The organism is Endozoicomonas sp. (assembly GCF_031844845.1).
GTDB lineage: Bacteria > Pseudomonadota > Gammaproteobacteria > Pseudomonadales > Endozoicomonadaceae > Endozoicomonas.
On record NZ_JAVRMB020000190.1, the window covers coordinates 1 to 20,116 of the forward strand.

Here is a 20,116-nt window from a genome sequence, read left to right on the forward strand (position 1 = left end):
AAGATAATGCGAAGGCTTTTCATAGAGGGTTATTCATTGTGGGTTATTCATTGTGGGTTATTCATTGTGGGTTATTCATTGTGGGTTATTCATTGTGGGTTATTCATAAAGAAGCGAGTGGCAACGGTGTTGATATTTACACCGTTGATCTGAAGACCAGTAATTAGTAGGGGATGATTTTATCGATTTTTCTTCCCGAGTTTTTTTCGGATACGGTCCTGTTTCAGGCGGGAGAGTGCATCGATAAACAGTTTACCTTCCAGGTGGTCCAGCTCATGCTGAACGCAAACGGCCGCCAGACCGTCAAAATCTCTGGAGTACTCATTACCGTCACGGTCTAAAGCGGTTAGCCTGACACTGGCATAACGATCCAGCAGCTCATAAAAGCCCGGTATGGATAGACAGCCTTCCTGAAAATCTGATTTTTCATCCCCAATGGCTTCGTAGCCGGGATTAATAAGAACCAGTGGCTCATTACTTTCTTCGGAAAGATCCATAACCACTATACGTTGATGAATATTCACCTGTGTTGCCGCCAGACCAACGCCGTTAGCGTCATACATGGTCTCCAGCATGTCATCAACGATACGGCGAATATCGTCGTTAACCTCTGCTATCGGCTTGGCAACCGTACGAAGTCTGGGGTCAGGGTATTCAAGAATTTCCAGTAGAGCCATCAGTGATCTCAGGTTGATAGAATTAACGAATTTAAAGTGGTTTGGCAAACTCTCAGTATATCTGCAATTTTAGCCTGTACCTAGCAGCGTTGCTGATATGGGGTTATTCCTTAAGCCACCAGGTATTGAGGATCATCGGGTAATCGGTGCCTGTTTCCGGGCGTCGGATATTACTTTGGTGCGCCACCCTGATTTTTTCGGAATGCCATAGTGATTCCAGCGTTTCAAAATGGCTCCTTGAGCCACCAGGTGGAAACTAATAGTAGTAGCCATGATTTTGAGTGCTGATTATTCACGAAGGGGGCTATTATGAGACCTGATCTTGAGAATTGGGCAGTAAAGCCGAGAACTAAAAGAGAGCCGATTGCTCATAATCGGAGGTGGTTGATACACTATTCCAATAGAGTCTATACAATGGGAATGTGACACCTCTTCAGTAACTGGTTTGAAGGGGCATGATAGGTTGCATTTCATCAGAAAATTTTTTACCGGCTCAAGGCTTTAAACTAAAAACTATTCAAGGGATCGGGACGATAATGAGACGCTTTGCTCTGGCAGGAATCCTGCTCTGCATGTCCACACTGGGCCTGGCATCCGATAGCCCGATAAAGTCGGACTCCCCCAGCAAATATACCGTTGAGAAAGGCGATACCTTGTGGGACATATCCACGACGTTTCTGGACAGCCCATGGTTGTGGCCGGAAATCTGGCATGCCAACCCTCAGATTAAAAACCCCCACCTGATTTATCCGGGCGATATTGTCAGTCTGGTATACATCAATGGTCAGCCAAGGCTGACGATCTCCAGTCGTGGTGATACCGGACGAACCATTAAGCTGAGCCCGAAAATCCGGGTGATGCCCGGTGAGTCGGCCATTCCTGCCATCCCATTGAGTGCGGTTCGCAGTTATTTGCAGGGTGGGCATGTTTTCTCAAGTGAAGAGCAGTTGAATAACTCGCCCTATGTTTTTGCATCTAAAGATGGAAGACTGGCTTCAGCTGCAGGCGATAAAGTTTATGCCCGGGGAAACTTTGCCGGACAGAACATTCGATTTGATATTGTTCGCCGTGGTGATCAGATCGTTGATCCTGAGACAAACGAACTTCTTGGCCTTATTGGTATTGATGTCGGAACCATCAACCTTAGCCGGGTTAAAGAAGATATTGCCTCGATGGTCATCCAGGAAAGCAAAATGGAGCTGAAACCTGGTGATCGTCTGGTAAGACAGGACGCTAATGGTCTTGTGACGACCTTTTTCCCAAGAGCTCCCGACGCTCCTATAGAAGGTATCGTCACCGCTAACCTTGGTAATGCTACAAAAATCGCCAGGTTTGATACGGTGGTTATCAATAAAGGAGAGCGGGAAAGCCTTCGACAAGGTGATGTTCTGGCGATATACCGGCAGGCAGAAAAAGCCATTGACCCTTTTACCAATGAAGCCGTTTCCCTGCCATCAGAAAGGATTGGCCTGGTGATGGTTTATCGACCTTTTGAAAAAATGAGCTATGGTATTGTGCTATCAGCAAAAGAGGATATTGAAGTTGGCTATATCCTCAAAAGCCCACAACTATAAATGAATACATAATCGAAGATCTCAATTTACACCCCGGATGTTTTGCAGGGTGCTTCATTGGATGTGAGGTTTGTTTTGGCAAATCTGTCAATAACCAGAATAAGACACATAACGAGGTTGTCCAAAAGGGATAATTAACACCCAACCGTCATCCCCGCGATGGATTCCCGCCTTCGCGGGAAAGACGACAGTGGTATAAATCAGTATTTAAAACTTTTTGTGACACCCTCATAACGCCGGAATGAGAATATCAATGATATACACGGATACAAGCCAGAAGGATTGGCTGCAACTGGTTCCCTGGCTGACACTTTCCCTGATCCCCGGTTTGGGTCCTGTCAAGTCTGGCCAGCTTATTGAGCGGTTTAATCACCCGAGCCAATTATTCTCTTATTCTCTGGATGAACTGAAAACAATAATTCCAGCTAATTTGGCCTACTTGCTGGTCAACGCGCATCGTGATCCTGTCATACAAAAACAACTGAACCTGACCCGGGTCTGGTTTCAGTCCAGTGAAGCTCACACGGTTATAACGCCAGACTCACCACTTTATCCTAAAGCACTGAAAGAACTTCCTGATGCACCGGTTGTGCTTTATGTGATTGGCAATAGCCGCCTGATCAGTGAGCCTCAACTGGGCGTTGTTGGTAGCCGAAGGCCTACCCCGAATGGACGCAGGGTTGCCCTGGAGTTTAGTGAACATTTATCCAGAAGTGGTCTGGTGATCACCAGTGGCATGGCTCTCGGGATTGATGCTGCAGCACATCAGGGAGTTCTTGGGTGTTACGGTGGAACGGTTGCTGTTCTGGGGACCGGGGTAGACCAGATTTATCCGGTCCGACATAAAGACCTCTATCAACTTATTGCCAGCCAGGGCGCATTGGTCAGTGAGTTTCCTTTGGGAACCAAACCATTTGCTGGCAACTTCCCACGAAGGAATCGTATTTTATCGGGTTTGTCACTGGGTGTTCTGGTGGTTGAAGCCGCTCTTGAAAGCGGCTCATTGATCTCGGCCAGACTGGCAGCAGAACAGGGGCGTGAGGTATTTGCCATTCCGGGCTCGGTACTGAATCCATTGAGCCGGGGGTGTCACAAACTGATTCGGGAAGGTGCGGTTCTGGTTGAAAGTCCCGATGATATATTGATTGAGCTGGCACCACAGCTGCATGGTGTTATGAATGAATTTTCGCCTTCCACTTCCTGTAGAAAAGAGACCGATCCACTGCGACTGAAAGTCATCGAAGTTATGGGTTTTGATGTGGTCAGTACTGACCACATCTGTGCATTATCCGGAGTTCCTTTTGCTGAACTGTCAGTAGTTCTCACAGAAATGGAACTTGATGGCGTGATTGAGTCGACACCAGGTGGTTTTATCCGCTTGGGTTAGGTGTTTGTTGATATAAGAACGTTTTATATTATTCTCGGAGGTTTTTAAAGCACATGATAATACAGCCATGGTTGTATTATTATTGATAAATATAAATAAGTAGATGTTTTTTAATGAAAAGAAAATAATTGTATGTCTAATCAATTTAACTATTTTATAAAAAATACATTTAAGTATTTCTGATGGATATTCGTGAGTCAAGTGATGAGAAAAGAGTGCAACTATCAATAGGGATGTGTTGCTTTATTAAGCTCATGGATTTATCAGTAAATTTTTAGATTGTTTTATTCACTGGCAACATTTTTATACACACTAAAATTGAAATTTTGATGATGGTTGTAAACGGCAGAAGCCGTACGTGAATGAATATCTACGATGAACAATTTACAAATTATTATTCGTAATCGTAATAAATGGCGTAGATAAGAGTGGTAGGTAAAATAACGAACGTATAGGCAGGCTTGTTTCGCCAATCGGTCTTTTATTCATATTGCTGTGTATTTATTTTAATCACCAAATCAATGGATTTTAAAATATGCAACCAGTTTCAAATCAAAATGCTGTTACGATGATGTCTGGTCTTTCTGATTCGAATCAAAATGCGGGTGTTACTCGTGATTCTCGTGGTATTGCCAAATCTGAAACGTCGACCTTGTATTGTCCTAAATCGAATGTACACTCATCCTCAAATGGAAGTGGATCTCTTGGCTGGTCGGGAAAAATTGTAACACTTCTGGCTGGGCTTAGTCTAATAAAAGGGGGTGGATGCACTACCACTGATTCTACAGCTATTATGTCAGGCTCCACGAGCACTACCGGGGAAATGATGGATATGCAAAATGCCATGAAGAGTCTTGCGAATGGGGCACAAGAAGCAATGATGATGGATCCTGATCCTGATGTACGGCCATGTTTAAATAAATATACATTTGGAGAGCTGGCACAAGTGTTGAACTTTGAAAATTTGGATTGCACTTATAATGAGGCAGAATATTGCCCTATCAGTGTCCCTCATAACTACACTGAGAAGTTGACCTTAATGGAGCAGGATTTTTGTGATGTTTTGTGGCTTACGTCTCTGTATCACATGGGACCATCGGGTTTTGCGGAGGATTATAGTGCTTTGGGAATTGAAGAATTTGACACGAATACGGCGCCTATTCCACCATTTATACAGGCAGTTTTTGAACAATTCTGTCTTGGAGGGGGAGAAGTCTTGGTAGAGAGCCCAAAAAACATTGATCAGGCAGCGATGGCAGAGTTTGTTAATGAAATAGGAATGAGTGTACCAATTTATGATTCTTCACCAAATGGTATAGATTTAGTTTCAAAAATTCAGTATATAAAAAATCCCCATACGCTTCAGACTATGGAACTATTCTTGAATGAGCCTATGTTGTCTGAAGATGATTTAATCCAAGCTTTTTCATTAGATAAATTAGATAACTCAGATTATAGTCTTGAAGATGCAGCAAATTTGATTGATAGCGGAGAGTTGGGAAGAGGTAAGCGGTCCACTACTAGAAGCATGACAATAATAGAAGCGGGGAAATATTACAACGAAGCAACTGGTGGGGGGACGCTTATGATGGAAGACGTTATGGGCTTATTGACAGGGGAGCCACTATCGGAAGAACAGATAGCACACCTGGAAGGTATATGTATTGCTGAAGCTAAGTCGAGAGGCGTGAGTGGCGGTGCAGCGGCTGGCATTGCCTTCATTACTGCATTAATAACAGGCACTGCTGCTAGCGTTCTCGGTTACTTTCTGGGTAAGCATAAGGGTTCCTCTGAGGCCTCTTTAAAGCCAGCATATCAATCAGTGGAAATGTAAGAGCCGGATCAGAGTAAGAAAGCTTGAATATGTCTCGGTTTAGATAACTGTGGTCAGCAGCAAGCTTTCCCAATTACGCCAACCAAATTAGTAATGTAGATTGTCTGAGTCCTCAAGAATTTCACGATCATGGAAGATAGCCTCTTGGCAGTTGCTCGGCTCAATCTGCGTCCTCAATCCATCTCAGTGAAACCATTTACTGGTCATTTCTGAGAAACGGGAGGAATTGTCTTCTAACTGTTTCTACTGGAATTCTCTTGTTAGACTAGCGAGCCTTACCGGGCATGTTTCCTCTGAGAGAATTTGTTGCATGATGGATGTTAGTCAAGCTGGCAGGGTAATCAGAAATGGCGGCGTTATTGCTTATCCTACCGAGGCTGTCTGGGGACTGGGGTGTGACCCATGGAACCGGCAGGCGGTGTATCGGGTTCTTGAACTCAAGCAGCGGCCCGTAGAGAAAGGAGTAATACTGGCTGGCTCTTCGGAAGATCAGTTTACAGCTCTGCTTGACCCACTTTCCCCAAAGGAAAGAGCCAGACTGAAGTCCACATGGCCTGGTCCCTATACCTGGCTGATTCCAGATCCTGATGGCTGGGCGCCAGATTGGGTCAGAGGACAGTTTGATACGGTTGCAGTACGCATCAGTGCCCACCCTATAGTGAAGGCATTGTGTGAGGCAACTGGGCATCCGATAGTTTCTACCTCTGCAAATCTTGCCGGCAAAGAACCGCTGTTAACTTTCTCAGCTATTGAGGAGGAATTTGGCGGTCTACTTGATGCTATAGTTCCCGGTGATACCGGGGAACAGAAAATACCCTCAATAATTCAAGACCTGCGATCCGGTGAACTAGTGCGTGCTGGTTAAACCGGTCACGATCATCATTAATAAAGGTTTCTTCCAAGATGTCAGAACCATCCATTGATCTCGTAAAACAATACCTTCTGGCATTACAGAACCGAATATGTACAGCTATTGAGGCAGAAGAAACGGAAGGCTCCTTTAGAGAAGATCAGTGGGATTATCACGGAGGTGGCGGAGGAAAGGCCAGGATTATTGAAGGCGGCAAGGTTTTTGAAAAAGCCGGTGTCAACTTCTCTTATGTCAAAGGAAACAACCTGCCTGCAAGCTCTACCGCCCATCGTCCACAATTGGCTGGAAGAAGTTTTGAGGCCATGGGTGTCTCTCTGGTAATCCATCCGCAGAACCCATTCGTGCCAACATCCCATGCCAACGTGCGAATGCTGATCGCCCATAAAGAAGGGGAAGACCCTATCTGGTGGTTTGGTGGCGGGTATGATCTGACACCTTACTATGGTTTTGAAGAAGATTGTCAGCACTGGCATCAAACGGCAAAGAGCACTTGCGAGCCCTTTGGTGAGGATGTTTATCCACGGTATAAAAAGTGGTGTGATGACTATTTTTTTCTTAAGCACCGTAACGAACCCAGAGGTGTCGGTGGTCTGTTTTTCGATGATCTGAATGAGTGGCCATTTGAACAGTGTTTTGAGTTTATGCAGGCAGTTGGTGACAGCTATGTTGATGCGTATCTGCCCATTGTTCAACGCCGCAAAGCGCTTCCTTATACCGAACAGAACAAGCGGTTTCAGGAATATCGTCGAGGGCGCTATGTTGAGTTCAACCTGATTTATGACCGTGGAACACTGTTTGGATTGCAATCGGGTGGTCGCACAGAGTCTATTCTGATGTCTCTGCCTCCTCATGTACGCTGGGATTACCATTGGAATCCTGAGCCGGGCACTGAAGAGGCTCGCCTGTATGACGAATTCTTAAAAGCAAAAGACTGGGTATAAGAGGATTAGACAATGGCCGGACCAGTAGACAGCTACGCGGTAATGGGGAATCCCATTGCCCACAGTAAGTCACCAGTAATACATACACTGTTTGCCGATCAGACCGGTCAGAACCTGCGTTACACCGCCAATCGTGTAGAAACAGGGGGGTTTCAGAAAGCAGTAGAAGACTTTTTCAAAAATGGTGATCTGGGATTAAGTATCACCGTGCCTTTTAAGGAAGAGGCGTGGCAGTTAGCTGAGAAGAGAACATCGCGAGCTGAAAAAGCGGGTGCTGTTAATACCCTCTGGCAGGATGAGCAAGGTCAACTGCATGGCGATAACACCGATGGGCTTGGTCTGGTTGCTGACCTTAAAGAAAACAATGGTGTGCCTATCAAAGGTGCCAGAATCCTGATTCTTGGTGCTGGTGGTGCGGTTAGAGGTGTTCTTGAACCCATACTTGCAGAGCAGCCTGCTGAATTGGTAATAGCCAATCGCACATTGAGTAAGGCTGAGACTCTGGTTGAGCTATTTCCCGGTATGCCCATTTCTTCCAGCAGTTTCGAAACCATTGAAGGCCGGTTTGATCTGATTATCAATGGCACTGCCGCCAGCCTTCAGGGTGCGCTTCCGCCGGTTCCTGAACCTATCGTCGATCAGAACACCTGTTGTTATGACATGATGTATGGTTCGGAAGAAACCGTATTTAACCGTTGGTGCCGGGAGCAGGGCGCCGCAAAAACCATCGATGGACTGGGTATGCTGGTTGAACAGGCCGCAGAGCAGTTTGCCATCTGGCGTGGAGTTCGACCGGAGACTGGCAAGGTTCTGGATCTGTTGCGCAGGGACATTACGTAATAAAAGTTGGCTGATTATCAGGCAGGTGCCGCATAGCATGTTTAGTGAATAATAGATTGCGAATATTTCAACCACTAACGTCAATGTAGCCAACCACCGGCTTTAGCCGGTGGTTGATGGATTTGGAATATCTTTTATGAATATTTTTTCCAAAATATAAGTTTTCGGCATTATCGCTTTGAGTTTGTTAGTATCTTCTGGTTTTGTGGAGCAATTAATACCAATTACATTTTCAAATATTAGCCGAGGTAATTTGGTGATAAGGTCAAAGCGGAGTTTGGTCTCATAGAGAGTCTCATCGTTAATTAGAAATGGTATAGAATAATTGGGCAGGGTATTATTACAGCAGGCTGTGTAGAGGGTTTTAGCTTCGTTATCTTTTTCATTTTCGATTAACACTTTAAGTCTCTGACCACCTCGTAAAACCAATTCACTACAGGCGGATTTATCCTGGCTGAGGCTGATAGCCATTAATGCTTTGAGGTACACTATATCATCGGTGGCAATAGCATTTGAAAATCTTTCTACCAGAGCGTGGTATTCGGATACTTGTGCTTTCCCGGCATCTTTGTGCAGAGGTTTTAATCCACATGGGTAATAAGTAGGATCAAGATGTTGCGATACTTCAAGTTTCATTGAATTGGAATCCTCAGTGGGATAAATTCTTAGAATGATCGTTTCTCTTACTACCGGGTCTTTTCCGGAGGATGTCCAGCCATTATTTGCATGAAAGGTTAGCATCGGTGAATTTCGGCCACAAATAAATCTTTGTGTTAAATGTTTCTGGTCTACAAAGTATCCTGAGCCTGCCTGATCGGGAAGACTGATGATATGATGAAAAACATCACCTGATAAACGGTGTATATTGATATCGGGAACATCTATATTTGCCGGAATATTCCAGGCGCTCAATCCATGACCAATCAATAGTCTGGAGTCTTTACTGGCAGCAGAATTATTAACTTCAATAAATAGTAGGTACTTAGGGTAAGTCTCGACTGTACCTTGATCCTTATAGTGATCAATAAAATAATCCTGATGAAAAATCAAAGGGGAAGATAATTTATTAGAATGTCTCACATATTGTAGTGACAATTTATGTTCTTTGTTTATATCAATATCATCGGTTAATTTAATGAGGCCAGTTATTAATTTCGTTATAAATAAGCGTAAAAAATATTTTTCATCTGTAGTGGTTGATTTGGACAGCCTATCATCGGCTTGCCAATAGTCGCTGCTGATATTTTCGGTAGCAGAGCCAACTGGAGAATGAAATCTTATTTTTGAGCAGTGAAATATATTTAATTTATCATAGCCATTACATCTATTAAAAGATGCCTTAGTGTCAAGAAATAGCGGGCTGTAATTGGATAAAAGTTTATTAAGTTCTTTTGTATCGTTGGGTGTTACCTTTAAAAGCTCTTTTAAATTGCTGGCAAAAAGGAGTTTACCTTCCGATTGGTATCTTTTTTTGATGGAATCATTGTTTTCCTTAAGGTTGGCATCAATATCGGTGACTTTGATAGTTCCGTCGTATCTTTGTAGATTTACATTGTGATGAATAGAAAAGTGCGTGCAATCATTCGGTATTTCTCCGTTATTATACTCGATATATCGCTTATTATCGTTTTGTACCTCGACTGTATGGCCTTGAAGCTTTGCTGGTTGATTTGTGTCAGTGTTTCTGTGATAACTAGTAGTTTGTTGATCTGGGGTCGTAGATATACGTGTTTGCATTTTTGATTTTCCAATTCCTGAATGTTGTTATTATTAGAAACAGTAGTGCTCTAAATTCTCTGGTTTATTCAGCGTTCCGCGATCGCACCAAATATGCGTTCCCTGATTCGCGTATATTAAAGACGCAATTTTATAAGAAAAGTTCCCTGGTTCTATTGATTTTTACGGATCTATCGTGCTGATTTGGCAGGCTTCTGATATCCAGTCACCACGTCTTGATGATCAACAGTGAGGTGATGAGTGCAGCTAAAGAGTAACGATCGCTCCTTTTTTTCATTTTTCAGAAAAGTTAGTTCCAACAAAGTCATTTAACGCTTACAAAAAGGCTCTTTTGAAAAATGAGTGGGTAGATATTTCTCCACTGTCATTCCGTACAGGCGACTGCATGGATGCAGGAGGTAGAGTAATGCAGGAGCAATTACCGAGATTTTACGGAATCCATCCGGCAGGGATAGCCAGCCGTCAAGCTGCACCTCCCTGTGAAATGGATCCTGTACAATCCCTGTACAGGATGACAGTGGGTGGGGAGTATCACTGTCATTGTGTACATGGACTGTACACAATCCATCCGGCAGGGATAGCCAGCTAGCTGAGCGTTCACCTCCCTGTGAAATGGATCCTGTACAATCCCTGTACAGGATGACGGTGGGGGATGGGGGGTGGCAAGTTTTTAATTCTGGTTCGTCGGGGGCAATGACTATTGAACTCTCATTTTCTACCGGCTGACACATTCTTTGATGCAAATACGGCCGAATTGATTTCTATTTACCCACTTAAAACTCAAAAGAGCCACAAACAAAGGATCAAAATCTGTCAAGGGTTGGTAATACTCATTCCTTTTCCGGTATTGGTCGGACTGTAGTGCATCTAAAGCTTTCGCCCTGTGATGAGCGCCTTTCTGCCTGGAGCCAGTGACCGGCTGATATCCGGTACGATTGACGGGATACATAATATGTGCAATTAGCTCTATAATTGTTTCGCTGAATGATTACATATATCGGGAATGTTATGGATACAGCGCAACCGGCCACTGTTATTGCCGAAGACCTGTTACCAGGTGACCTGCTCTTTCAACTCCGCGTTGGTGGTGAAGCGGAATGGGGTATCAGTCGGCTGTTTGCTGGCCGGGATGGTATCGCCATCAACCATGTCGCACTGTACGACGGCGACGGTATGGTTATTGAGGCGGTCATGCCTGAAGTAAGAAAAACATCGTTGGATGAGTTTTTACAGCACTCCGTTATGGACACAACGGGAAGTCCCTGTGTTCTGGTTTGCCGGTTGTTGTCATCCTGTCTGGAACTCATACCTGAAGCTCTGGAGTTTGCTGAACAACAGGTCGCCATCCCTTATGACCCCCATTACACTGAGTCAAAAAAATCCTGGTATTGCAGCGAGCTGATTATTGATGCTTTTCGCAGTGCCAACCAAGGTGTTTTCTTATTTGAACAAACACCCATGAGCTTTCGGGATATGGAGACCGGAGAGCTTATGCCTTTCTGGGTTGAACATTACCAGTCTATTGGTCAGGAAATCCCGGAAGGGTTGCCGGGATCTCATCCGGCGCTGTTGTCGCGTTCCGACAAGCTGAAACTGGTGAATGTGATGGGATCATTACCAGCCAGAGAGTGTCAGGATTTGTGCAGCCTTGAATCAGGCTCTGTTCTGGCCTGATTTTTCTTTGCTACGCAGGAGAGCTACACAAGAAGCTTTTCCACAAGCCCGGATCTCATCATTTCTATTAATGCTTCACGGTTCTCCAGCCAGATTTTTTGAATATCTGGTTGCTGATCGAGCGTTGGGCATTCAAAGGTCAGTACCGGAATTTGCAGCTTTTCACTGGCATAACTTCCGAGAGATCCCGGTGTCGGGTGGCCTTCAATCTCGTCCCGTACCATCGGATAACCATTTCGCTGGTGCAGAAACTGAAGGATTTCTTCACAGTCGCCATTACTGTTCAGCATGGGCTTCCAGGAATGAAAAGAGAGAATAAAACCCGGTGGGTATTGCTGCAAAAGTGACAGTAGGAACTGGTTTTCAGGCTCACTGGCAGGGTGTGCTCCTGGTGAGTATTTATCGTCACGACTCTGTTTTTCCCAGTTTGATGCTGGCAGGTTTCGATTCAGGTCGACACCGTTAGCATTGACTCGGGTACCGGCAATAATTCCGTCGGGATTTAGCTTCGGAATGATGATCATCGGCAGATGGATATCTGATCGATTGATCCACATTAATAACTGGTTAAGCACGTAAACGCCTTCGGGCTCATCACCATGAGTACCCGCAATCAGGTAGAAATATCGATCAGACTCAACTTTGCTTGCCAGGGCTTGCAGTGCTCTATTGCAGGTACTCTGACCCTGCATGGGAAAAAAACGATCAGGCATGTGTACGATCCATCGGTTGTATTTTATTAACGGCCAGTTAATCAGTTAGCAGAGCAAACGTTGTTTTTTTGCGATAATCCGGTCTGGAAATAAAAGCTGATCGACCAATCAGTAACACTGTACATCCTGTACAGGGATTATACAGGATCCATTGCTCAGGGATGTGAATGTTCTGACAGGTTAACGCAAGAAGTGAAGGCCTGAACAGTATCGAACGAGTTTTTCCTTTTCCGGATGTTTTATAGCTTGTTTCCGGGAACTTGTTTGATTACAGGCGGTCGAACCGAGGTATTCACTTGCTCCTTGCTCCTTGCTCCTTGCTCCTTGCTCCTTGCTCCTTGCTCCTTGCTCCTTGCTCCTTGCTCCTTGCTCCTTGCTCCTTGCTCCTTGCTCCTTGCTCCTTGCTCCTTGCTCCTTGCTCTGCGGCTGGTTCTGAACAAGCTGAACGAGTTGAAGTGGCTATCACTGTTGAGACAAATGTGGATCATTTTAATGAATATTAACTACTATCTTGGTGTGCCAGCCGGCCCTGTTTATGCAGGAGAACAGAAGGATAGGAGAGCTGCATGCTGGCATTCAAAAAACGTAACTATAAATGGTTCACAAAAATCTCAAATAAATGTTGTGCCTCATCCTCGGGCTTCTGTAGAGACACCAGTGCGAAAGGTAGCCGTTTTATCGCCGCTAACAGACTTATTTGACATCGGGCTACTGGCGGTAGGTTTTGCCTGTAAACTTGTACGTACAGTACCAGGAGGCAGTAGCCTGCTGCCCGCCTTGGTAATGTTCAAGCAACTGCTGATGGTGAATGCAACTAAGTGTTGTTATGAGGTTGCGAATGGAGATTTCTGTAGACATGGGGTGGTGGGGGGGGAGCTGGATTTTTTTAAGTGCAAAAGAAGTGAAGGACCTAGATCTTGCATCTGGGCAGATCAATATTGTAATGGGAAGGTGGAGTGTCCCAACGGTGAGGACGAAGATCCTGAACTTTGTGGATACAGCCCAACGGAAACCGATGATGGCTATTCAACCGGGTTATATTCTAAAACGGATCAGGCGACAACACATTCCTATACAGGAGCGACAGACATTGGTTCTGAAGAAAATCATGCTACAGACAATAATGAAAGTGCGTCGTATTTTGCTGCGTGTTTTGTAACGGGTGTTGTCGTGCTTGGTTCTACACTATTGGTAGGAAAAACCTTACATAATGCCTATAAGCGGCATCACGATAATGGCGAGCCTGTTAACTGCCAACTGATTCGCCATGGCTTTGCTGATATATTCAGCCGTTCGAGTGGCGCTGTTGAAGATAAAAGTGGAACCCCTAGTTTGGGAGCTTCAGGTGGGGATTTGACCACAAAATTTGGGCAATTTAGCATGTCTGATAAGGTTTCCACTAATAACGTAAACAGCGCCCGTTCGAGTTATGCACAGGCTAGTTCTGTACGGGAGGAACAGGAACCATCAGCGCAACCTGCGGAAGTGGGCGAAGCTTTTGAAATGTCGAGCATTGAAACTGAACCAGCCTCCTGATGATTTCTACAGGCGTAGAATTTCTCAAATCCACGTAACACACGGAGTGATAACCCTACCGGTGGTAATAATCTGCCCGGTTTATTATATCTGAAGCCAGCAATAGCATTAATAAACCTGTTATTTTATTGCAGGCTGCATCACCTTTTCATCAGCGTTCCCAGTCAAAGATTGCATCGATTTTATGAATATTTTGCAATAGACTCAGAGTTTATTCATCTCACCTGACTTCAACTAATGACCGTTTCTCACAAATATTCAATCGGTGCTTACTATGGCTGATGGCTCTACAACGATACATACCGCGATTATTCAGGGTGCTAAAGCACTGGCCATAGAACTCTCCGGACAACAGGCTGATTTACTCACGCGCTATGTTTTACTGTTGGCTAAATGGAACAAAGCCTACAATCTAACCGCTGTTCGTGATCCTGAAGAGATGGTTTCCCGTCATATCATCGACAGCCTGAGCATTGTTCCCCATGTAACGGGTGACTCTGTTCTGGATGTAGGTTCTGGCCCGGGGCTACCGGGTATCGTGCTGGCCATTATGTATCCCGGTAAAAAATTTACGACGCTGGACAGTAATGGCAAGAAAACCCGGTTTATGCTTCAGGCAAAAATGGACCTGCAGCTGGCAAACCTTGACGTTGCTAATGCCCGGGTAGAAAGCTTTAAAGCGCAGGTGCCATTTGATGCCATAACTTCCCGGGCATTCAGCTCATTAGTTAACATGGTGGATGGCACAAAACACTTTTATAAAGCAGCGGGGCGGGAGGTTCCGGAAGGGTTGCCGGGTTCGCATCCGGCACTACTATCCTGCTCGGATATGCTGGTTCCCATCAACATTATGGGATCCCTGCCGGCGAAAAGTTACCAGGATTTTTGTAGTATGAAGCCCGGCTCAACCCTTGCTTAAAGCAATTTACGGATCAGGCCAGATTGCGATTGCATAAGTGCTGTTAATGCGCTTTCATTTTCCTTCCAGATAACATTGAGATTCTTTCGTTCATCTAAAGCTGGGCATTCAGTTTAAACAGGGATGCCCAGCTTTTCACTGGCAGGATGTGAGCCTGGGAGTATTTATCGTCACGGCTCTATTTTTCCTGATTTGATGCTGGCAGGTTAATCAATCAATTATCAGAGTAAATGAGATTTTTAGTTTTATTGTTTATTCCCGGGAACTTGCCTGGTTCCAGATAGTCGAACTACAGATAATGTTCTCCGTACACTCAGTCATGGTCGGTCGGTGGTGATTTTTATCGAAACGCCGACATGTTTACCGCTAATAAGAAGGTAATCACGATAAAATATGAGTAATATTAATCCTTTATCTACAGGTTCTCAAAGTAAACAAGTTCCTTATGCATGTGCCGGTCCAGAACAACAGAACAACAGAACAACAAGTAGCTGCCGGCCCATTAAAAGAGTGAAAGGAAATATTCCACAAAAATCTCAAATCAGGACTGTACCCGATCCTGTAGCTTCTTCAGGAATATCGGAGAGGACGGTGGCCGTTTTATCAAAAGCAGACGTATTGAATGTATTGAACCTGACAATGGGTCTTGGCTGCAATTTGATTCGAAGCATGCCGGGAGGCCATACTATGTTGCTCGTCACGATGGGGGTATTAAAGCAAGTGGGGGTGACCGATGCTTATAGTCATCTATGTTGTCGTTCGGATACTTATGGGGTATTTTGTGGCTCCGTGTGGGGGGAAGGCCTATCTCCCTGGTTTGTATGTCCCAAAGTAAATGATCAGATCTATCCGAAATGCGTCTTGACATCCAGCCTGTGTGATGGGAGTCCGGACTGCCCCACAGGTGCAGACGAATCGTCTGATCTTTGCCCCAATGCCTCTGATCGCAGTATCTCAGATACCGGCGATAGCTTTACGTCTGCTTTTTATCCTGGAGCTACCGAGACTGAAGTTTATTGCAACACCTTGACGTCATCTCTTGCAAGTTATTTGATCTCAGGTGCTTTTATGTTTGGTTCTACATTATTGGCAGGAAAAGGCTTGTATAATGCCTACAAATGGCATCGTGATCTTGACGAGCCTGTTAGCTGCCAACTGATTTGTCATGGTCTTGCTGATGTTTTCAGGTGTGAGCGCTATAGACAGGTTAGCCGTGTACAGGAGGATGAGGCGCAGTCAGCGCAGCCTGAGTCTGAACCAATGGTTGAAGTCCTTGAAATGTCGAGTTTGACTACTGAAACGGTATGATTGGCTTTCGATATGGATAATTGAGATTCTTGACAGGTGCATCAAGGGAGAGCCATGCAGTTTATTGTCTGGGAAGCCGGTTTCTCGAAAATCTAAAATGTTAAAACTGCATGAAATATGAACGTATATCATCATTCAGCTTGAAACTGACCTGCAGTTTGCCCCAGGGATTACAGAAGAGGTAAAGCCTCTTCATTAAACAGCTGGCAGTAGCCTTGGACTAAAGCAGCTGACTGATCAAGTCTGATTGCATTAGTTTAATAAGTGCACTTTCGTTTTTCTGCCAGATAGAGTTAATACTTTGCTCATCATCTTGAACTGGGCACTCATAGGTTAAGACCGGTATGCCCAGTTTTTCACAGGCATAGCTACCCAGAGAGCCAGGGGTAGGGTGATCTGCAATTTCATCCCTGACAATCGGATAATCATTTTCTTGATGAAGTAACTGCAAAACTTCTTCACAGGAACCGTTGCTGTTCAGCATAGGTTTCCAGGAGTGAAAAGAGATAATAAAGCCAGGGGGGTACTGCTCAAATAAAGAAATAAGAAACTGGTTTTCGGGTTCACTGGCTGGGTGTGAACCCGGGGAGTACTTGTCTTCCCGCTTTTGCCGGGTCCAGTTGGAAGCTGGAAGGTTTCGATTAAGATCAACCCCATTGGCATTGACCCGTGTTTCAGCAGCATAGCCATCCGGGTTGAGCACAGGGATGATGACCATAGGAAGGTCTGCCTCATTGTTCTTGAGCCAATGCATTATCTGTTCAAGAACGTAGATACCTTCAGGCTCATCACCATGAGTACCCGCTATCAGATAACAATATCTGGACGGACCTGCCTGTTGAGTCACAATGGCCTCAACGGGTCTGTTGCCAACGCTGAATCCATTTTTCGAAATATTATTATTAGTCATTTTCTTAATACCCTCGTACTTTTTAACAGCAGTAAAGGCTGCATTTAAAACTTGAAATAGTACCTACTTTATATATCGCAGGTTTTGATCAATGATTGCGTCGATTTTATTAAAGTTATGAAATAGACTGATTGGTTATCTATAAATATGCCATCAGTAATGCTGTCCAAGAGTGTTTGGATCGCTTAGCGTAACCGCAGCAGGGCTCAATAAAGTCCACAGGCTGCTGGCGAAGGAATCAATGAACGTTTCTCAATCATCATTAATAGACAACTCTCTAGACAACCCACTGGCTAAAACACTGCGGAACGATATTTGTCAGGGTGCAAAATCGTTGAGCCTTGATTTATCAGAGACTCAGGCTGACCTGCTGACCCGCTATGTTCTGCTGCTGGATAAGTGGAATAAAGCCTACAACCTGACTGCTATCCGTAATCCCGGAGAGATGGTTTTCCGTCATATCATTGATAGCCTGAGCATTGTTCCACACATATCAGGTGATACGATTCTGGATGTTGGCTCTGGTCCCGGGCTGCCAGGCGTTGTTCTGGCTATTATATATCCGGGTAAAAAATTTACGACACTGGACAGTAATGGCAAGAAAACCCGGTTTATGCTTCAGGCAAAGCTGGATCTTCAGCTGGACAACCTTGAGGTTGCCAATGCCCGGGTAGAAAGCTTTAAAGTGGAGGAACCATTTGATGCCATTACTTCCAGGGCATTCAGCTCATTAGTTAACATGGTTGATGGCACAAAACACTTATTATCACCTTCAGGTGTTTATCTGGCCATGAAAGGGCTATATCCTGAAGAAGAATTAAAGGAATTGATGGATCGTCATGAAATTGAACTTGTTGGCTGTGAACCCCTGAATGTCCCGGGCACAGAAGGCGATCGTCATCTGGTTATTTTGCGTAACAGGCATTAAATGGTATTAAACGGCAGTGGTTAAAATTATAGCGGTAACCAATCAGAAAGGTGGAGTTGGTAAAACGACGTCTTGCGTTAACCTTTCAGCTTCTCTGGCAGCCAGCAAGCAGCGGGTATTACTGATCGATATCGATCCCCAGGGTAACGCCACTATGGGAAGCGGTATCGACAAGCATGATCAGCAATGGTCCGTCTACCATGTGCTGACGGGGCGCTGTGATATCAGTCAGGCCATTTTTCCATCCCTGTATGGTGGCTATGATGTTCTGGGTGCCAATGCGGATCTGACGGCCGCTGAAGTTGAGCTGATGGCGATGGATCACAAGGAGACCCGGCTCAAGGATGCCCTGGCGACAGTGGCCGACCAATATGACTTCATCATGATTGACTGTCCGCCATCCCTGAACATGTTAACTATCAATGCCATGGTCGCTGCCCGTGGTGTCATTATTCCCATGCAGTGTGAATACTATGCACTGGAAGGTCTGACAGCCCTGATGGACACTATTGCCGGTCTCAGGGAAACCATCAACCCCGACTTGCACATTGAAGGTTTGCTGCGAACCATGTACGACCCGAGGATGACGCTGACCACGGAAGTATCCAGACAGCTCATCAAGCATTTCGGTGATCAGGTCTATCGAACCGTTATTCCTCGCAATGTGCGGCTTGCGGAAGCACCGAGCCACGGTAAACCGGTGTTGGCCTATGACAGGAATTCCCGGGGTGCTGTCGCTTATCTGGCGTTGGCAGGGGAGTTGGTTAAAAGGCATGATATTAAAGGTGCTCGCAGCCCCGAAAAAACAGGAACTCAATAACAGATGGCGAAACAACGTCTCGGAACTAATTTGAATGCGCTGCTGGGCAGTGCCAGGTTACCAGGCTCTCTATCCAATGACTTGTCCGGACCTTCCCTGGTCAAGGAGTCTATGGATGGGGTGATGAAAGAACTGCCTGTCGAATTTCTGGTTCGTGGCAAGTATCAGCCTCGCCGAGACATGCACTCTGATGCCCTGGAAGAGTTGGCAGCAAGCATTAAAGAGCAGGGCATCCTGCAGCCGATAGTGGTTCGTCCGCTCGGGCAGAACCGCTATGAGATCATCGCCGGTGAACGACGCTGGCGCGCAGCACAACTGGCCGGTCTTGCTAAAGTGCCTGCCCTGATTCGTGATGTGCCGGATGAAGCGGCCATTGCCATAGCGTTGATTGAGAACATCCAGCGTGAAGATCTGAATCCGATTGAAGAAGCCATTGCGCTTTCCAGACTTCAGAAAGAGTTTGAGTTAACCCAGCAGGAAGTAGCTCAGGCGGTTGGTAAGTCCAGGGCAGCTGTTGCTAATATATTACGACTGATGTCGCTTAATCCTGAAGTAAAGAAAATGCTGGAGTATGGCGATCTTGAAATGGGACATGCCCGGGCTTTGCTGTCTCTGGGTGAACTGGATCAGTTGGAAGTAGCAAGAACCGTAACGGGCAAAGGATTATCGGTTCGTCAGACAGAATCACTGGTACGCAGAATTCAGCAGGAAAAGGAGAAAGGCGCCAAAACCGTGAAGCGCCTTGATCCTAATATAAAGCAGCTTGAAGATGAGCTTTCTGAAAAGGTGGGTGCGCGTGTTGCGATTCAGTGCAACGCTAAAGGAAAAGGAAAGGTGGTGATTTCCTACAATAGCCTTGATGAACTTGATGGCGTTCTTGAGCACATTAAATAAGTGCTGTTAATTCTTTAGAACTCCCATGAATAGAGGGTGTCGCAAAAGGGTCAGTTAACACGTAACCGTCATCCCCGCGAAGGCGGGGGACCACTGTTCACGATGGACTCCCGGCTTCGCTGTATAAATCAACATTTAAGACCTGTTGTGACAACCTCGAATAGAGCGCTCTTCTTCCGTCTCTTTTTCACTTCTTTATTTAGTCCTTCCTTTATATATAAAAGGTGTTGTTGTAGGTGATTCTACGTAAAACACCTGTCGCTTATTGATTAAAGTCAAAATCTCTATAGAATGCGCTCCTCTTCCACGACACATGTCGGGACAGCGAAACGAAAGTTCATTGCTGACCGGGAAGAACGGTTTGGAAAACGGTTAGAAAATAGCCGATTGACAAATCAACGGGGTGCGGTAATATGCGCCTCCACTGACACGGCCCGAGCGGCAACGTCAGTGAGTTGGAAAGCTTCTTTCTTCTACGGAAAAACGATCGCTTGACAACGAAATCGGTCGCTGTATGATAGCGGCTCGCTGATCGGCACCATCGCCGGTTGGA

Annotated in this window: 18 protein-coding genes; 13 read left to right on the top strand and 5 right to left on the bottom strand. The window is 45.3% G+C overall.

Annotation, left to right across the window (positions count from 1 at the left end; all coding sequences use genetic code 11):
• Positions 1-179 precede the first annotated feature (179 nt).
• Both def and RM811_RS09950 read right to left on the bottom strand, forming a co-directional pair.
• Positions 180-677: a peptide deformylase gene (def, locus tag RM811_RS09945; protein ID WP_402523533.1), complete on the bottom strand. Its 498-nt coding sequence runs from the start codon at positions 675-677 to the stop codon at positions 180-182.
• Positions 678-809: 132 nt separating this feature from the next.
• Positions 810-950, bottom strand: coding sequence for a hypothetical protein (locus tag RM811_RS09950; RefSeq protein ID WP_402523534.1), 141 nt, complete (start codon positions 948-950; stop codon positions 810-812).
• A 263-nt stretch (positions 951-1,213) separates the two neighbouring features.
• On the opposite strand from RM811_RS09950, the gene RM811_RS09955 reads away from it, so the two are divergent.
• The 6 genes from RM811_RS09955 (at position 1,214) to aroE (ending at position 8,124) form a co-directional block, all read left to right on the top strand.
• Positions 1,214-2,251, top strand: a complete 1,038-nt coding sequence (locus tag RM811_RS09955; protein WP_402523537.1) for a LysM peptidoglycan-binding domain-containing protein — start codon at positions 1,214-1,216, stop codon at positions 2,249-2,251.
• A 253-nt stretch (positions 2,252-2,504) separates the two neighbouring features.
• Complete coding sequence (gene dprA / locus RM811_RS09960) at positions 2,505-3,638, top strand: DNA-processing protein DprA (RefSeq protein ID WP_402523539.1); 1,134 nt, start codon at positions 2,505-2,507, stop codon at positions 3,636-3,638.
• 535 nt (positions 3,639-4,173) lie between these two features.
• A complete protein-coding gene (locus tag RM811_RS09965; protein ID WP_402523541.1) occupies positions 4,174-5,472 on the top strand; it encodes a hypothetical protein in 1,299 nt (432 codons plus the stop codon).
• A 310-nt stretch (positions 5,473-5,782) separates the two neighbouring features.
• Complete coding sequence (locus RM811_RS09970; RefSeq protein WP_402523543.1) at positions 5,783-6,337, top strand: L-threonylcarbamoyladenylate synthase; 555 nt, start codon at positions 5,783-5,785, stop codon at positions 6,335-6,337.
• Between the two features lie 38 nt (positions 6,338-6,375).
• The gene (gene hemF, locus RM811_RS09975; RefSeq protein ID WP_402523545.1) at positions 6,376-7,284 is read left to right on the top strand and encodes an oxygen-dependent coproporphyrinogen oxidase; all 909 of its coding nucleotides are present in this window, start codon (positions 6,376-6,378) and stop codon (positions 7,282-7,284) included.
• Positions 7,285-7,296: 12 nt separating this feature from the next.
• The gene (gene aroE / locus RM811_RS09980) at positions 7,297-8,124 is read left to right on the top strand and encodes a shikimate dehydrogenase (RefSeq protein ID WP_402523547.1); all 828 of its coding nucleotides are present in this window, start codon (positions 7,297-7,299) and stop codon (positions 8,122-8,124) included.
• Positions 8,125-8,226: 102 nt separating this feature from the next.
• Here the strand turns inward: aroE and RM811_RS09985 are convergent, their stop codons facing one another.
• Positions 8,227-9,861 carry a hypothetical protein gene (locus tag RM811_RS09985; RefSeq protein WP_402523550.1) on the bottom strand — a complete coding sequence of 545 codons (1,635 nt, stop codon included), beginning with the start codon at positions 9,859-9,861 and terminating at the stop codon, positions 8,227-8,229.
• A 1,008-nt stretch (positions 9,862-10,869) separates the two neighbouring features.
• On the opposite strand from RM811_RS09985, the gene RM811_RS09990 reads away from it, so the two are divergent.
• Positions 10,870-11,535, top strand: coding sequence for a YiiX/YebB-like N1pC/P60 family cysteine hydrolase (locus RM811_RS09990; RefSeq protein ID WP_402523552.1), 666 nt, complete (start codon positions 10,870-10,872; stop codon positions 11,533-11,535).
• A gap of 23 nt (positions 11,536-11,558) precedes the next feature.
• On the opposite strand, the gene RM811_RS09995 is transcribed toward RM811_RS09990, so the two are convergent.
• Positions 11,559-12,248: a succinylglutamate desuccinylase/aspartoacylase family protein gene (locus tag RM811_RS09995; RefSeq protein ID WP_402523554.1), complete on the bottom strand. Its 690-nt coding sequence runs from the start codon at positions 12,246-12,248 to the stop codon at positions 11,559-11,561.
• Between the two features lie 492 nt (positions 12,249-12,740).
• Between RM811_RS09995 and RM811_RS10000 the strand changes: the two genes are divergently transcribed.
• From RM811_RS10000 to RM811_RS10010, 3 genes are all read left to right on the top strand, one after another.
• Positions 12,741-13,784 (top strand): LDL receptor domain-containing protein, encoded by a 1,044-nt coding sequence (locus RM811_RS10000; RefSeq protein WP_402523557.1) that lies wholly within the window; start codon positions 12,741-12,743, stop codon positions 13,782-13,784.
• 274 nt (positions 13,785-14,058) lie between these two features.
• On the top strand, positions 14,059-14,703 hold the full coding sequence (gene rsmG, locus RM811_RS10005; protein WP_402523559.1) for a 16S rRNA (guanine(527)-N(7))-methyltransferase RsmG: 645 nt from the start codon (positions 14,059-14,061) through the stop codon (positions 14,701-14,703).
• Positions 14,704-15,096: 393 nt separating this feature from the next.
• The gene (locus tag RM811_RS10010) at positions 15,097-16,011 is read left to right on the top strand and encodes a hypothetical protein (protein ID WP_402523560.1); all 915 of its coding nucleotides are present in this window, start codon (positions 15,097-15,099) and stop codon (positions 16,009-16,011) included.
• A 220-nt stretch (positions 16,012-16,231) separates the two neighbouring features.
• Here RM811_RS10010 and RM811_RS10015 read toward each other — a convergent pair whose 3' ends face one another.
• On the bottom strand, positions 16,232-16,921 hold the full coding sequence (locus RM811_RS10015) for a DUF2817 domain-containing protein (RefSeq protein ID WP_402523562.1): 690 nt from the start codon (positions 16,919-16,921) through the stop codon (positions 16,232-16,234).
• A gap of 241 nt (positions 16,922-17,162) precedes the next feature.
• On the opposite strand from RM811_RS10015, the gene rsmG (RM811_RS10020) reads away from it, so the two are divergent.
• Genes rsmG (RM811_RS10020) through RM811_RS10030 form a run of 3 tightly spaced genes read left to right on the top strand, consistent with a single transcriptional unit; the run spans position 17,163 to position 19,563 of the window.
• Positions 17,163-17,849: a 16S rRNA (guanine(527)-N(7))-methyltransferase RsmG gene (rsmG, locus tag RM811_RS10020; RefSeq protein WP_402523564.1), complete on the top strand. Its 687-nt coding sequence runs from the start codon at positions 17,163-17,165 to the stop codon at positions 17,847-17,849.
• 16 nt (positions 17,850-17,865) lie between these two features.
• A complete protein-coding gene (locus tag RM811_RS10025; protein ID WP_402523566.1) occupies positions 17,866-18,669 on the top strand; it encodes a ParA family protein in 804 nt (267 codons plus the stop codon).
• Between the two features lie 3 nt (positions 18,670-18,672).
• Positions 18,673-19,563, top strand: coding sequence for a ParB/RepB/Spo0J family partition protein (locus tag RM811_RS10030; protein ID WP_402523568.1), 891 nt, complete (start codon positions 18,673-18,675; stop codon positions 19,561-19,563).
• The last annotated feature ends 553 nt before the right edge of the window (positions 19,564-20,116 follow it).